Raw genomic sequence first — 15,686 nt, forward strand, 5'->3', positions numbered from 1 at the left:
GTTAATTCAGAATGATGAGAGTCGATAGAGAAAGCCCCAACAAATATTTTGATGAAAGTGATGCGAGTTATGAAGCTCGTAAAATTTGGTATGCGTTTAAAGATGTTGTACTTTACAAAGATCGCTTTTTTGTAAAACATCAACTTTTGGATATACTATCAAAGTATGTATCTGAGAATATTGTTGAGGTTTATTCTGGTCAAATATTCTTTAGGTCAAGAATTATTGATGATAGTTGTATCAATGACCATATGGTATATAAATGTTATGGAGCACCAGATGGTGAACGGTTAGATATAGGTTATCATAATAAATCGAATCCATTTAAAGGGCTTACAAAAGAGGCCTCTTTCGTTCCACCTAAAAATGTGAGAGTTTCGGATGGACGTGCGAATCCTAAATATATTAAGTATCTATATGTTTCAGAAAGCCCTACTACAACATTATTTGAGGTACGACCTTTTATAGGTGATGCAGTGAATATTGCTCAAATAAGAGTTAATAGACCTCTTAAGATTGCAAACATTGCTGTTGAACTTGACTTGTCTGAAAATAATAATGCGACAGTAGATATGTATATTATGAGGATGATACAAAGGGCATTTTCTAAACCGACTAACGATTCTGACGATTATATTCCATCCCAGATTATAGCAGAGTATCTTAAAAATCTTGGATATGATGGTATAAGGTACAATAGTTCATTACATTTTGGAGGTGTAAATTTGACTATATTTAATTATGAGAAATGTGAAGCCATATCTTCTCAAGATTTTAGAATAGAAGACATCAAACTAACGGCAAGAGCGGCTTTTGGTTGTGCTAATAATCAGGGGGATTTAGCGTATATTAATGATAATAACCCGTTATATCTCGATTATGAGAAGCTAATTAAATAAAATACTATCAAATCACAATAACCTTTATAGTGTAAAAAAGCATTCTTACTAAGAACGAAAAACGTATAAATTCAAGCAATCATAGCCCGTAATTCGCTGAATTTCGCTATCTTTGTAGAACATTTGAGAAATAACGGCGATTGGCTGGAGCTTTTCGCCGCCGACATATAGAATAAGACCGCAAGGAGTTTCAAGCGTAAATCTGGTAAATTGAAACTAAACGAAGCTAATTGCGTGATGCTTATGCTATGCCTACGCATAGCGTGCATTCACGTATTTCGTTTAGGGGCTTTACCAGAGCCTACGCTTGAAGTAGTGTGGATTGCACGCTACTTTTTTTGCACCTTGCCTAACGAAAGGATACGATTATGGGAAAAGTTCAGATTCTTGCCGTCCTTACAATAGACGGATGTCTTTCTTCCGAGTTATATGGCAAAGCGCATAAGGATTTGCGTCTTGACCGTTGCGGTCTTGATGAAATCAGAAAAAACGCCCTTTACCGTGTCACGCCTGACTATTCCATCTCTATGCTGCACGAATGGCGAGAAGACGGCACAAACACCTGCTATCTTGCGGAAGCGACACCTGACACGGCGGACTATATCAACGGGCTGCTGCGTATGCAGGCGGTAGATGAAATCATACTGTACACCATTCCTTTCATTGCTGGAACCGGACGGCATTTCTTCAAGTCGGCACTCTACGAAAAACACTGGACACTTGCTTCGCTGAAAAGCTATCCCAACGGTGTATGCCGTTCCATATATGCCCTTGACAGATAAATAAGAACACCTGAAATGTATGCCGGTCATACATTTTAATTTACGAAAAATTATATAAATGTCTAATTTATAGTCAAATTAAGTCTTCGTCAATTCATTCCTGATAAAAAATATCAAGATTTATACATCTGAAATCCAGTGCTTTGTGAAAACGGGTGCCGGATTTTCTGTTTTCTGCCACGCTTATTGCCAATAATATTCATGTGCGCATACCGAAAAACAGAGTGTAAAACTTCAAAATTGACAGGAACATGAACTACTTTTTATTAGCGGAAACCGACTTTTTCCGCCTGATAAACGAAGCCGGCGACTGCAATATGGAAACGGCATATATGGCTTTCGCCACCCAAGTGATCGAACTGTGCAATGGCAGCATGGACGCAAACCGTACCATCATCGCATTGGCATACATTGAAATCGAGTTACAACACCATCCCGTGCGCAACCTTTCCGAAGAAAGGAAAGAGATTGCCGCATACGTCAGCAAGGCTCTCTCTTTCGTCAGGAAGATGCAGAAGTTCCTTGCAATGTCCCAAGTGCCACCACTAATATCCGCCAACACTACAACCGATAACACTGCCAACCTCCTGCAATGGACGGGCAACGCCATCGACCTCGTGGAACTTATCTACGGCATTGACGAGATGGGCTGCATCAACAACGGCAAAATGCCGCTCAAACAGCTCGCTCCGCTTCTTTACAAGATATTCGGTATTGAATCAAAGGACTGCTACCGTTTCTACGTTGACATCAAACGCAGGAAGAACGAAAGCCGCACCTACTTCCTCGACAGGATGCAGGAAAAACTGAACGAGAGGATGCTGCGCGACGAAGAGTTGGAACGCATGAGAAAATGATATCAAAAAACAAGCGGGACAGGTTTTGAAACTTGTTCCGCTTATTTCCATTATTGCCAATAGGTTACTTCTGCTGCAACAGATGTTTCAGGTTATCATCGTTTGCGATACGCTCCAGTTCCTCCTGAACAATCTGTTTCACCTCTTCCTTGATTCGCCTGTAATTAGCCTGCACCGTTTCCTTCATGCGGTCGTTGCCATTCTCGTCCGTGAAGTCGGTAATGACGGGGATAGGCTTGTAGGCACTTTCCTCCCGCTTCACCTTCTCGGCATCCACCACAATCTCGCAGTGAAAAATCTTCTGCTCGATGCGCTCGTTAAAGTTGTCGGACACCGAACCGACAAACATTCCCTGCGTAAGCCCGGAAATCTTGCTCGGTGGAATGAGCGCGTCCATCTGCGTGTTGATGGAGGTGGACACGTCCTGCCGGTTGATGGAAATGGACTGCCGCTTCTGCAACACCTTACCAAACCGCTCTGAGAGCGTCTTGGCAGTTTCGCCTACCACCTGACCGGAGAAAATGTTGCCGACAGTATTCATCACCACCTTCGCCTCTTTGTCCCCGTAGTCACGCACCAACTGACTGAAATCCTGAAAGCCCAGACACACGGCAACCTTGTTGCTTCGTGCGGTGGCAATCAAATTGTCAAGCCCCTTGAAGTATATCGTCGGCAGCTCGTCTATGATGACCGACGACTTCAACATCCCCTTCTTGTTGATGAGCTTCACGATACGGGAGTTATACAGACCGAGAGCCGCCCCGTAGATGTTCTGACGGTCGGGATTGTTGCCCACGCAGAGGATTTTCGGCTCTTCGGGATTGTTGATGTCCAGCGTAAACTCGCTGTCAGACATCACCCAGTAGAGCTGCGGGGAAATCATCCTCGAAAGCGGAATTTTTGCCGACGCTATCTGTCCCATGAGCTGCTCCGCAGCCCCTCCGAGCCACGCATCCATAAATGGGGAAAGGTAGTTCTCCAGTTCGGGATAAGAGGTCAGTATCGGAAAAATATCCTCATAGCGGCGGTTCAAAAACTCGATGGCATGGGGAAACGTGCAATACTTACCGTTCTGATAGATTTTGAGATACCAGATAATGCTGGCAAATAAAATGATAGGTGACTCCACAAAGAAGTCGCCCTGCTTTTGCACCCAAGTTTTATTGAGGTTGAGCATTATCGTGTATGCACTTTCGTAAGCGTCCGTAATATCCTCCATGAAATCCGGATGTATCGGATTGCACCGATGTGAACGTCGCGGGTCGTCGAAGTTGATTACATAGAACTTTGGCATCACCTTGTAGCCCTCCGAATTGTTCATCAGGTGGTTATAGGCGATGGTAGAGAGGTCGGGATATTTGAAATCATAACAATACATCGAAAAGCCCTTCTCAATCTGTTGCTTGATAAAACTGTTCACCACAGCGTATGACTTGCCGCTGCCCGGTGTCCCTAACACGATGGACGCACGGAACGGGGTACATGGTAAAATCGTATCATTCTGAAAACCACGTTGTAAGTTTAAAACTTTTGGGCAATTGTTCCCAAAATGTTCCCATAATCAGCCTTGTCAGTCAACGGACGTTAGGTTGCCGTTGCTTATGGTGGGTTAGATAACGATTGTACGGAAGTCATCACGACCTCAACCAAAAATCAGCCATTGTCCTGCATCGGGAATTACAGCGTTGCCGACTGCGACCGTATGCGATGGAACAATACCGTTGCGAACTGTCTTTAATTCATCGCAAAATTACAAATTTATTTTGTTAATCCATCGCCATTTTCGGAAAAACGAACAACAGTCTCCAAATATTTCGGGTTGAGGGTGTGGTAACTGGATGGTATGATACCTGTATTGAGAGAAATGGAAGGGACATATAATAAATATAATTAAGGAAGGAATATGCCAATTATATTTAATATCACCCCTATAATTGCTATTACCACACCAATTATGACGAAAATTTTATACACTTTTGCATGAGTTCGAGTTTTGTAGCTTGTCAACTTTGATTTTGCGACAGCAAGCTTATGTTGAGAAATATAACGTATGATAAATCCCAGCATGAAAATTATTACTCCTATCCAAAACATATTATTCATGATTTCACATCTAAGTAGTTAAGCCAATGCTAATCCCTATTGCTAATAATATGGCTCCAATAATAAAGAACAGTAAGGCCGGTTTAGTGTACTTTTGCAGCTTCTTTTTTATTATTGGATTGGGTTTTGTTATTAATTCAATTTTATAGTTATTGAGAGCAAAACCTTTTATGGCGGCTATTAAGCCTAATATAGCACCTAATAGCAAACTGCTTAATCCGCTATAAATTAATAAACTAGACATTCTTATTTAAGATTTATGAATATGGTTGACTAATAGCCAACCATATTAAATTTTAACGCCACGCCGCCAATCTTTCACACCGATGATAACTTCTTATTGCAGATACAATAGATACTACATCATGTACACATCCAATAATCGCAAATCCATAATTTCCATCAGCAAAATCCATTGCTGTTGAACACGCCCCAATTGCAATACCACCACAATCGAATGCTAATTGAAGCACACAAGCACGTGTGGTTCTTGAAACTGTAGCCAATGATGCAGCTGTTTCAGGCGTAGTTATATTATCATATATAGCAGCCGAATTTACAGCCATTCCTCTTACAATCGGAGATTCGATTGAGGTACAGGCTGTTTCTAGTCTTGTAACAGAGTGACCGCCTGCAGATACGTAGTCGTCCATTAATGAATATAACTTTGCGACATCTTCGGCAGGAGCAACTTGCATTAGACTATCCAATTTTAAAGAAACCAACTCATCAGTTTTGATTTCTTGATTTTCACCATCTAACGAAATATATAAATCTTCAATTTCCTCTGGAGATAAGGTAAGTAGATAACCTACGATATCGTCTTTTGTAGTAGCACGGCTTGAGATAGAGACACCGATCTCATTAAATGCATCCTTATTTAATACGGCAGCCTTTTCAGAGGCTTCAAGATACTCTTCTGCAATTGTTCTCTCCGTGCTATTTTTATACGGTATATCCTCTTCTGAAGAGCAACCCTCCAAGAGAACTAACATTGACACCGGAATAAAAATCCCTGTTAGATAAAGTAAAAATTTTTTCATAAACTTTGAATTAAATGTTATGTAATATTAACAAAGATTAATTCAAATGGTTCATCTTAACGAATCATCAAGATATATTCAATCAAAGTAGTTGTCTCTTCCAAGCATTTTCAACCCAAATAATAAGACAGTTACAGCCCTGTGGTACAAGAGGAAAACAAAAGACACAATTTTATGGCAGAAATGGGCTATCAATAGTCGTTAATAAATATGGGCTTTAGCGCACTATGCAAGTGCGTTAAAGTCCATTATGCGGAAAAGACAGAGGTTATTACGGAAGCAAAAAATCGTAAAATGGAGAATAGAGGAATTTGTTGGGCTTCAAATATATACGATTATTCTTGAAATCCATTACCATATTAAACCTTTTGAGAAAATTGTTTCCAATCATACCGTCTATATTTTCTTTTGATTGCATACCCGAAGTTAATGTGGAAAATGCTCCGGCAACGAGAGGTAAATGATATTTTCCGACAACAACTTCATCAAAGAATACATTTCTTAATTCTCCACTTCCTCCGTCAGAACTTGCAATCCGCGAAATTGCAAACGGTTTTTGAGTGTCCAACAGATTATGTTTTTGAACAAATGGAGTATTCAGGTCTATAATTCTATCGCTTCCTGTATCTACTTCAAGAGTGAGATTATAATCTTTGTTATTTATTTTCACAGGCATTGAGATAAATGGCACATCATAAATATAAGTGAATGGATAAATGGCACAATTATCATCCTCTATTTCAATTTCCTTTTTATCATATACAATAGTTCGGTAAAATTTGCATATTCAATTGAATATCAATAAGATGCAATAATAATTCAATATCAATGCAAACTATTGTGTATCAGTGCGATACAGCTATGCCTGCTCAAAAATTACCGAACTGTTGCATATAGATAAATCGTAAAATCATCGTAGTCTATTTCAATATTAAATAGTCGAAGTATGCCTAATCCAAGAACTCCATCCCAATATTCTGCCGGATATTCTATTATGGCGCAACCAACTTTGTCAAGATGCAAAGAGCCTACACGAATTGCGTTTTGATTGCTATAAGATACTGTGTTTTCTCCCGAAGTCCCCAGATTGTCCGCATGAGAGTCAATCGTAAATCTATCCTTTAATTTGGGCGAATTAGGATTAAGCACAACATCACTTGCTCCTGTGTCAACCAAAAATCTCAATGAGTCTGATCCGTTGACGAAAGCAGTAACATAAATTCGGCTATCGCTTGCGATAGCGAAAGGAATTGAACCTATTGGTTTATCCCCGACCATTCGAGCATTAGTGACGCATACGTTGGCTACAAACAATGTGACACAAGCTATTAGTCTAATATAAAAGGCTGTTTTCATTCCGCAAAATTAGCAATTTTACGGGATATAGCCGCCATATATGGATATTCTCAACAAATTGACCCCCTATGGATTATTTAAATTGACCCCCATTGATAACCTGTGATTTTTGGACAGTTTTTACAGGGGTTGACAATAGGGTCTGGGGGATTCTGATGGCGTGTTGATAATTAAGATTTATTTACAAAAATAATCATTTGATTTTATTCTGCAACTTGCGGATGGACTCTCCGAAGAGCTCTATCCTTATCGAGTGGTGCACGATCCTGTCGAGGATCGCATCGGCGATCGTCTTCTCTCCGATCACGTCATGCCAGTCGCATACGGGAACCTGGGAGGTGATGATGGTGGCCCGTCGTCCGTGCCGGTCCTCGATTATGTCCATCAGTGAGGATCGCGCGGCGGCATCGAAGGGATGTATGCCGAAGTCATCAAGGATGAGAAGGTCGGTACGCTCGATCCTTTTCAGTTCGGTAAGAATCGTGCCTTTTGCCTTTGCGGCCTTCAGCTGGCCCATCAGGCGTGCTGTGCTGGCGTATAGCACGCGCATCCCTTTCTGGCATGCCCGGTAGCCCAGAGCGGTTGCTATGTAGCTTTTGCCGGTGCCGGCACTGCCGGTGATGAAGATGTCGCGTGGCTCGGTGACGAAGGTCATCTCGGAGAGCCGCATCAGCAGGTTCCGGTCAAGGCCGCGCTCAAGGGAGTAGTCTATCTCCTCGATTGAGGCGCGGTAACGGAACGAGGCCTGTTTCTGCAGGCGCTGTATAAGCCGGTTGGTGCGGTCGTCCCATTCATTTTCCACGAGCCACGCCACGAACTGGTCTGTTGTCATGCCTTCGCTTTTGAACGATTCCATTGATGTGCGGAAGGCCGCGTGCATGCCCAGCAGCCGCATCTGCGACATCCGGGCGAGTGTCTGTTGGTTCATTTCCATTGTTGTATGTATTGTTGGATTGATATGTTACCTGAAGTATTCCTTCCCGCGTATGTTTGCATGCCGGGGCATCTGGGCGCTCTCCTCGCACTCTTGACCGGGAAGGGTGTCGTCATCGAGGCAGTCATGACGGCTGCGCAGTATCGAGTCGACGGCGCTGTAGTTGTAGAGTCCGGAGGATGCGGCCCTGCGGCAGGCCCTGACCAGGCGGTCGTTGCCGACCCTGGATGCGAACGACAGTATGCCCTTGCAGGATTTGTAGGCCTGTTCGGGATGGGTCTTTGACTCTATGACATGCCGCAGGAAGTCCTCTACGTCGGCATGTATGCGTGCCCCCTGCCTCAGGAAGCCCTCGACGCTCCATCCGCTCAGGTCCCGGTGGGCCGAGGCAAGGTGATTCGGCTCCGTGGTATACCCGTACGGGCGCCATCCTCTGGGATGTACGGCCACGCGGTCTCCGCCGCAGTATATCTCAACCGTACGTGAGTCATACAGTATGTTGACCTTGCGGCCGATAAGACGGTGGGGCACGCTGTAGTAGTGGCGGTCAAGGCGTACGTGCCCGTTGCGCTGTACCGTGGCGGTATGCCGTTCCTTCAGCTCGAACCTTATGGGATTTAACGGGCGCAGGTACATGCGCTCCAGATCCTCGAACTGCTCGCGGCGGCTGTAAGGGCGTCCGCTCATGCGGGCGTTGTTGTGAAGCTCCAGCGCCGTACGGATAGCGGCGTTCAGCGACACAAGATCATGATGAGTGCGCTGTCGCACCAACGGGTAGATGCTGCGGTAGATGAGCTTGACGGCGCCCTCCACCAGGGCCTTGTCGCGCGGCTTGCGCACGCGTGCCGGTATGACTGCGCAACCGTGATGCTCGGCGAAGGCCGCGTAATCCTCATTGAGCTCCGCCTCGTAACGGCTTGCCTTCTTTACGGCAGCCTTGAGATTGTCTGGCACGATGGCCGCCGGTGCCCCGCCATAAAAATGAAGCGCATTCTCACAGCACCGTATGAAGTCCTCCTTGCGCTGGCTCATCACGGCCTCAACATATGTAAGCTGTGAGCAAGGCAGTATGGCCACGAACACCTCCACGGCGATGATCCCGCCGCTGTCACGGTCGACCAGCTCCAGACGGTCGCCTGCGTAATCGACATACATCTTGTCGCCGGCCTTGTGTTCCAGATGCGCTATAGGGTGCATCTGCGCCACATACAGACGCATCAGACGGCTGAACGTCGACCGGGAATAGCCTCCCGGGTGACTCCCGATATAGTCGTCATACAGCTTCTGCCGCGTCATACCTCTCTTTTTCAGACGTCTGACATAATCAGGCATAAGTCCCATAAGCTCCTGATGGCGGCTTGACACGGGTTCCGAACCGACCGCTCTCACTCCGAAAATCTCATTCAGATCCGGATCCTCCAGTTTCAGAAGATCCTCGATGCCACGGTTCAGCTCCATAAACCGCCGGAGGTATTTACGCACCGTGTTGCGCGCTATGCCCGTCAGGTTGCTGATACTCTTGGCTCCGTTGCCGTTGGCGTGGCATCGGAGCACCTGTCTTAATTTGTTCATGCTCAGTTTTCGATTTGCCATCAGTCGTATGTTTAATATTATTTAACATACAATATAGCTCAAAAACTCCTTTTGCCAACTCCCGTAAAGTCTTTTTCCGGGGGGTAATTTGCTTGACCGGACGGGGGTCAATTTAAATGATTTTCCGGGGGGCAATTTATCTGGTCAACCGGGGGGCAAATTCACTGAGTTTTTCCAATTAGCTGCCCCCCTTTGCCATGTACAAGGCGTTACCTTGCTCGGACTACTATGGGGGCTCCGTTACCACTCCGAATTTTCATAGGTCGGAACCTAATAGCCTTTCGGCATTTCGGGATAGGTAATCCCCGTTTATTGCATCGTAACTATTTGGCATTGATAGATTGTCGGATACGACTTCCGTCCTTTAATCGCTTACTGCGCTTGTGTCGTGATAAGTTCTTGCTACTTGCATACATGTTCACTACAGTAGTATCACGATATGACGATTAACAGTTACCTTACGTCATAGCCTCAAGTCGGACCACTCGGACTATCGTTCAATCAATTCGGACTTTATCCTCATATCTATCTTTTCATCTCGCCATTCAGTCGCAGTCTGGTAACTGACTGACTTATGACTTTTCCGACATGCTACACTCCCTGCTCGGTTAAGTTTTCCCGAAACAAGTAAGTCGGCAGATGATAGGTTTTTTTAACACGTTAAACTTTGTTATCTGACACTTAATAGATGCTAATCAGGCAGATTGCCCAAAGTTTATGTATTGCTGAACTCTAACCTAATCCCTTGCCATAGGGATATTTACGCTGCAACCTTTACGGGCGCACACATATACTTTAGATACTCTGCCATATTCGCAGTTGACAAAGCCTTCCACGCTTCTTCCACAATGAGCAATTTGCGGATACCCTTCAGCCTTCGCATCTTGTTGATGAAAGCCTCCATGATGATGATTGTCACCACGGGGAACAGGTCTTTGTTGTCGCGTATGGCATCAATCTCGAATACCACAAACCGCTTGTTTAGCAGGTCTATGTTCTCCTTTGAATTGAGCAGGAAATCAAAGCGACCACCATGATAGTATTGCCGTAGGGTCGTCAGGAAGTTGTCAATGTCGAAGTCCTGTTTGTAGATGGGTATCGGACGGTTAGCCATTTCCGCACGGTATTCATCTCTCATAAACTCGTAGAAAGCATTGAAACCTGGCACTATATTCCTGTCCTTCGACATCTTTTCAAGGAACATCGACAATGCCGAGCCAAGTTCGCCGCTTTCGGTCTTGCTTATGCGGTCGTCCTCCGACTTCCACAGCGTCAGCAGCAGTGTCTTGATAGAATCCTTTTTCTCCACATCAAAGACTCCGTCCTCAACATAGAATGGATTGAATGAAATCGGCTTTTCCTCTGAATAAATGTAGTATATTCCATCATCACCATGTGTGCGGTTGTGAATGAGGTTACACAGTCCCTCATAGGAATTACCGGTATCAATCAACAGGATATGTGCGCCCTGTTCATAATATTGGCGGGTGAAGTGGTTGGTAAAGAACGACTTTCCGCTGCCCGACGGGCCAAGTATGAACTTGTTGCGGTTTGTGGTTATGCCACGCTTCATCGGCTCATCGGAAATATCCAAGTGGACGGGCTTACCCGTAAGACGGTCAACCATCTTTATGCCGAATGGAGATAGGCTACTGCGGTAGTTGGTTTCGGCAGTGAAGAAGCACACGGCAGGTTCGATGAAGGTGTAAAAACTTTCCTCGGCAGGAAAATCAGCCTCGTTGCCGGGCATCGCCGCCCAGAACAGCGTCGGGCAGTCGATGGTGTTGTGCCTCGGCATACAGCCCATAGTGGCGAGCTGTCCGCCGACATCGTTCTTGATCCGTCGCAGTTCCTCGGCATCATCGCTCCACGCCATTATGTTGCAGTGGCAGCGCACCGAGGTCAGGCTGTAAGAATGTGCCTCGTTGAGATAGCGGTCAATCCACTCCTTGTTGATAGCGTTGCTACGGCTGTATTTTGAGAGTGAATTCATGTTGCGTGCCGTTTTCTCAAATCGGGCAAGGTTCTCATCGTGGTCGTCAATCAGCACATACTGGTTGTAGATATGGTTGCACGGCAGAAGCAAGCCCACGGGAGAGGCAAAACTCAATCTGCAATCCGAGCGATCTGTTGACAGACGCTCATATCGGTTGTCGGTACTGACCTTGCCGGGCAGGTCGTCAGTATCGGAGAGGGTGTGCAGGCATAGCATCTTGTCGCCGATGCGCATCTCCTTTGCCGACAGGTCAATATCTTCAAGGCAGTTGACTTCGCCCATAGAGAGCGACATATACCTTTCGATAATGCCTGAGGTCGTTTCAGTGCCGACAATCTCATCATCGGACAATCGGCGCAACTTTATATAGCCGGTGTCATTGATAATGCGCTCGAACTGCTCGACGCTCTCCATGAACTTGACAACCATCTCATGATTGAGTTCCTTCGGAGTGATACGACCGCGGCAGAGGGTTGAGAAATTGCTCTGCTGGCGCATACGCTCCTTTGTCGTCTTTGTCAAGAACAGGTAGCACTTGTGAGCCAAGTAAGGACGCTCATTAAAATGGCGTTCAAACGAACGGTCGAGAAAGGAAAGATTCTCTTTGTCAAGTTCCGGAGCGTATTTCTCACTGACAAACCAGTCCTGCTTATGCACCACGGAGAAGTGCGGCAGTACCTTTATCGCCTTGCACCAAGCGGCGTGCATCGCTTCATATTCCTGTGAGGTGACGGTGAACAGTTCCGGGAGGCCCACCTCAAAGGCCACGGTTATGTCCGCGTCCTTTGAGATGATGCAACCGTGTTCAACCGCCAACAGTGGCAGTTTGCTTTCGAGTGTCGTTGCTTTGAGGGTGTTTATCATTTGTTTTGTTTATATTTTATCAGACGAGTCAGACGAAGACGGTTGATGATGTAGCGCGGATGGTATCTTACGGCGGCGAGCTTCATCAGTCCGTATTGTCCGTATTTTGCATTGAGCCTGAATGTGAGCCACACAAGGGCGGAGGCGGAGGTGGCACCGAAACCGATGCACACCCATTGCGATATGCCGGCGACATACATGATGACGAACACCATGAACAGGGCAAGCAAACCGCCGACGAAAATGAAAAGGTACTGGGCTTTCAACCCCTTGTATTCCACACTCCGGCCTATGCCTTTGTTGATCTGATACTCGCTCATCAGAGGAAGAATGATTTGAGGATAGTCGCGGCAACGATAAGGAAGATGCACGCACCGAACCATGAGGCGGCTGTCTTGCTGGTGTCGGGATCGCCGCTGCTCCATTTGGAGTAGCACTTGACACCACCGATAAGACCTACCACCGCGCCGATGGCATAGATGAGTTTCACTCCCGGCTCAAAATAGGAGGTCACCATTGTAGTGGCCTCGTTGATGCCGGAAAGACCGTTGCCGGCTGCACTGACAAACTCCACCGAGCAGAGAATCATCAGTACGGCGAGGACGATTCGTCCCTTGAGGTTGAGCATTTTGTCATTTACAGATTTCATATTGTTCACGTTGTATAATGCGGCGGTTTTGTTTCATCCGCCACTGTAACGCCTTGAAGCGGCATTTGCTATGGGTTTGGTCGCTGACAGACGGTCAGCCGTAATCAATCTTCTTCATCTTTCTTGCGTTTGATCATATCAATGTCACGGAGCGTGCCGCCCACGTCTATGGGCTTGCTTTTCTTCTTCGGCGCGGGAGAGACTTTCTTTTTAGTGTTCGGCTTGTTTCGGAGACTTTCAGCGATACAGGCCATAATTCCCTCGTTGATTCTTTCGTTGGATGCCATTATTTTCCCGATGAACACCACATCGCTCATTCCGGAAAGGACATTGCCGGCGGTCGCTTTCTCATCCGCAGTCGCTCTGTCCGCATTTGCGGCCACTTTCAGGGCACTCTCAATTTCTTCAAGAGAATTGCCGGATGCCGGGGGTGAAGGCGCGGCTGGCTCAACATCGTCAATGCTTGGATCCGGCTCTGTCCCGGTATCGTCAGGGGTATATTCGGATATGTCATCCTTATCCTTGAATTCAACTTGGTCGGGAGTGACTTCGCCGCCAACCATTGACTCCAGCACATGAATCATCGCAGTCTGCATGGATTCGGTAATCGCCTTTTTGAACTCCTCCATATTGAAATCGCTCTTGGGGACGAGTGAGACATCAGGCTTTGATTTATCGGGCTCTACCGGATTTGAGTTTATTGGCTCTCCGGCCTCCGGCAGTGGCGTGTCTTGATGTTCAGGCCTTTCTTTTCCCGCTCCCTTCTTGCCGAACATCCACGTCACGAACAGCAGATAGATGAATCCGCAGATTATCAATATCGAGACTGCATTCATAGGCGTGCCTTTTTCTTCCCTTTCTCCATGAGGGTGTTGAGAATGTCAGCATTGCCGGAGAGATGCTTCAGCAATATCCGGGTTACGAACACGCCGATTGTCAGACCCTCGATGCCTAACAGCGGCACGGACATCTTCAGACGGTCAACCAGCTCGCGGGGAACGAAGATGCCTTTTCGGTCGCCGACCTCTCCGGGTTCAAGGAACTGGGAGCGGTAAGCCTCAATCTGTTCAGCGGTGGCACAAGGTGATTTTTTATTGCTTTCAGTTTTGGGTTTCTTATTATCGGTTGCCATAAATTATATTTTTAGATTGTTGTCACTCATGTGCCGGATCACATCTTCATAATCCTTGAAATGCTTGTCAAGCACATTGTTCACATATTCGGTAATCGTGCCGCACTCGGAGAAGAATACCATCAGTTTCTGAATCTTCTTCTTGAATTCCTCGCAGATTGGGACTTGTTTGCTTTTACGGCTGATTCGGGCATATTTTCTCGGAATGATGAAGTTCTCCATATATTCCACCTCCCGCGCCGACTGTCCCGCGCCTGCATCCTGCTTGTGACTTGCCTCCGGTTTAGGCCTTGCCTCCGGTTTCTTCCTGACTTCCTGCTTTGGATTATCCTTTACGGGTGTATCATTGTCTTCCGGTTTAACCGTTGCCGACGGCAATCTTACATGGGATGCGTTTTCCTCATAATTGTCGAGGAATTTTTTTGAGTCAAATGTCACAGGTTGTCTATCCGCCATAATTTTCAGGATTAGTTATGCCTAAAATCTCATCCACCAGTTCCGGGAGACAGCTGTTGCGAAGCAGACTCCTGTCTGGGGGAAGAAACGTGGAGCGGAAAATCCCACCGCGGCCGGATGTGCTGCCGTCTTTGGTATATTTCACGCTAAGCGGCAGAACCGTGTCAAGGGCTTCAAGGCACAGCGTTGACATATACCGGTTGATTATCTCCACAAGGTTGCTGCGGTCTTTCGGCTGCACCTTGTTCCATACCAGATGCAAGCCTTTTATACGCATCCCTTCTTTGAACAGCATGGTCTCATTGACGTTGTTGGCGAAAGAGAGGGAACTTTTCAAGTCCCCGGTCTCAGGCGTAACCGGCACGAACAGGTAATCCATATTGGCAAGCAATGACACCAGATCGTTGTCGTTGACCGTTCCGGTAATATCGAAAAACACATAGTCGGCCTCATAGCCCTTCGCTATTTCTTCATTTGCGAGGTTTATCGCATCTGACGGTGAGCATTTGATGATGCCGTATGGGTCACCGCCAAACGAAGTCATGAATTTTGCCAAGCGTCTCTCGTATGCCGGATTCTCGCGCAACATCAGCAAATCCTTGTTGCGGTACTCAATCATCGTATGCTGACGAGCGTCGCAGTCAAGAGCCAGCACCTTCTTCCCGACGACATAGTGCAGGTAGCTTGCGACAAGTGTCGTAAGGGTGGATTTTCCGGCACCGCCCTTCTGGGTAGCGAATGCCACAAAAATCGGTTCTTTCATTATTATATTGGTGTTGGGTAAATAGAACGGCATCCGCCGTGCGGCACTTTTCCCGTGCCTGTTGTGGAAGTCCGGCTTGATAACCATGTCCGGCTCATCCGACGAGTGAATGAAAATCGCCCGATATTCACTCAGCCACTCATTAAGAATATCAATCAGATGTCCGGTCATTCGACTGTTCAGACATTCAGACATTCTTGCATCTGAATGTTCAGACGTTCAGACTTCTGTATGTACAGATGTTCAGTCATTCATAAAG

14 protein-coding genes and 2 pseudogenes are annotated in these 15,686 nt (G+C 46.2%); 3 read left to right on the top strand and 13 right to left on the bottom strand.

Features of this window, described 5'->3' with window-relative positions; translation table 11 throughout:
• Positions 1 to 11: 11 nt before the first annotated feature.
• The 3 genes from NF347_RS04095 to NF347_RS04105 all read left to right on the top strand — a co-directional run bounded on the left by NF347_RS04095 (position 12) and on the right by NF347_RS04105 (position 2,538).
• Positions 12 to 899 carry an RES family NAD+ phosphorylase gene (locus NF347_RS04095; protein WP_228099967.1) on the top strand — a complete coding sequence of 296 codons (888 nt, stop codon included), beginning with the start codon at positions 12 to 14 and terminating at the stop codon, positions 897 to 899.
• 368 nt (positions 900 to 1,267) lie between these two features.
• Positions 1,268 to 1,681 carry a dihydrofolate reductase family protein gene (locus NF347_RS04100; RefSeq protein WP_010801778.1) on the top strand — a complete coding sequence of 138 codons (414 nt, stop codon included), beginning with the start codon at positions 1,268 to 1,270 and terminating at the stop codon, positions 1,679 to 1,681.
• A 251-nt stretch (positions 1,682 to 1,932) separates the two neighbouring features.
• The gene (locus tag NF347_RS04105) at positions 1,933 to 2,538 is read left to right on the top strand and encodes an RteC domain-containing protein (RefSeq protein WP_010801779.1); all 606 of its coding nucleotides are present in this window, start codon (positions 1,933 to 1,935) and stop codon (positions 2,536 to 2,538) included.
• Between the two features lie 64 nt (positions 2,539 to 2,602).
• Here NF347_RS04105 and NF347_RS04110 read toward each other — a convergent pair.
• From NF347_RS04110 to NF347_RS04170, 13 genes and pseudogenes are all read right to left on the bottom strand, one after another.
• Positions 2,603 to 4,021: pseudogene (locus NF347_RS04110) on the bottom strand (TraM recognition domain-containing protein); the annotation flags it as partial.
• Positions 4,022 to 4,937: 916 nt separating this feature from the next.
• Entirely contained in the window at positions 4,938 to 5,684 is a 747-nt protein-coding gene (locus NF347_RS04115; protein ID WP_107036862.1) for a hypothetical protein, read from the bottom strand.
• A gap of 271 nt (positions 5,685 to 5,955) precedes the next feature.
• Positions 5,956 to 6,375, bottom strand: coding sequence for a pepsin/retropepsin-like aspartic protease family protein (locus NF347_RS04120; protein ID WP_148061088.1), 420 nt, complete (start codon positions 6,373 to 6,375; stop codon positions 5,956 to 5,958).
• A 185-nt stretch (positions 6,376 to 6,560) separates the two neighbouring features.
• Positions 6,561 to 7,040, bottom strand: coding sequence for a retropepsin-like aspartic protease (locus tag NF347_RS04125; protein WP_107036860.1), 480 nt, complete (start codon positions 7,038 to 7,040; stop codon positions 6,561 to 6,563).
• 193 nt (positions 7,041 to 7,233) lie between these two features.
• Positions 7,234 to 7,974 carry an IS21-like element helper ATPase IstB gene (istB, locus tag NF347_RS04130; protein ID WP_289685785.1) on the bottom strand — a complete coding sequence of 247 codons (741 nt, stop codon included), beginning with the start codon at positions 7,972 to 7,974 and terminating at the stop codon, positions 7,234 to 7,236.
• A gap of 27 nt (positions 7,975 to 8,001) precedes the next feature.
• Positions 8,002 to 9,546: an IS21 family transposase gene (gene istA / locus NF347_RS04135; protein WP_237613085.1), complete on the bottom strand. Its 1,545-nt coding sequence runs from the start codon at positions 9,544 to 9,546 to the stop codon at positions 8,002 to 8,004.
• A gap of 793 nt (positions 9,547 to 10,339) precedes the next feature.
• Positions 10,340 to 12,427, bottom strand: a pseudogene (locus tag NF347_RS04140) (TraG family conjugative transposon ATPase); the annotation flags it as partial.
• On the bottom strand, positions 12,424 to 12,747 hold the full coding sequence (locus NF347_RS04145) for a DUF4133 domain-containing protein (RefSeq protein ID WP_107681765.1): 324 nt from the start codon (positions 12,745 to 12,747) through the stop codon (positions 12,424 to 12,426). The gene NF347_RS04145 and the pseudogene NF347_RS04140, both read right to left, overlap by 4 nt.
• Entirely contained in the window at positions 12,747 to 13,076 is a 330-nt protein-coding gene (locus NF347_RS04150; RefSeq protein ID WP_371136672.1) for a DUF4134 domain-containing protein, read from the bottom strand. The genes NF347_RS04145 and NF347_RS04150 overlap by 1 nt, the downstream gene beginning before the upstream one ends.
• A 104-nt stretch (positions 13,077 to 13,180) precedes the next feature.
• Positions 13,181 to 13,912 carry a hypothetical protein gene (locus tag NF347_RS04155; protein WP_107681766.1) on the bottom strand — a complete coding sequence of 244 codons (732 nt, stop codon included), beginning with the start codon at positions 13,910 to 13,912 and terminating at the stop codon, positions 13,181 to 13,183.
• Entirely contained in the window at positions 13,909 to 14,208 is a 300-nt protein-coding gene (locus NF347_RS04160; RefSeq protein ID WP_107681767.1) for a DUF3408 domain-containing protein, read from the bottom strand. Before NF347_RS04160 ends, NF347_RS04155 begins: the two co-directional genes overlap by 4 nt.
• A 3-nt stretch (positions 14,209 to 14,211) precedes the next feature.
• On the bottom strand, positions 14,212 to 14,664 hold the full coding sequence (locus NF347_RS04165; protein ID WP_107681768.1) for a DUF3408 domain-containing protein: 453 nt from the start codon (positions 14,662 to 14,664) through the stop codon (positions 14,212 to 14,214).
• Positions 14,654 to 15,427, bottom strand: coding sequence for a ParA family protein (locus tag NF347_RS04170; RefSeq protein WP_161553871.1), 774 nt, complete (start codon positions 15,425 to 15,427; stop codon positions 14,654 to 14,656). The genes NF347_RS04165 and NF347_RS04170 overlap by 11 nt, the downstream gene beginning before the upstream one ends.
• Between the last annotated feature and the right edge of the window lie 259 nt (positions 15,428 to 15,686).

Source organism: Paramuribaculum intestinale (assembly GCF_030759015.1).
Classification (GTDB): domain Bacteria; phylum Bacteroidota; class Bacteroidia; order Bacteroidales; family Muribaculaceae; genus Paramuribaculum; species Paramuribaculum intestinale.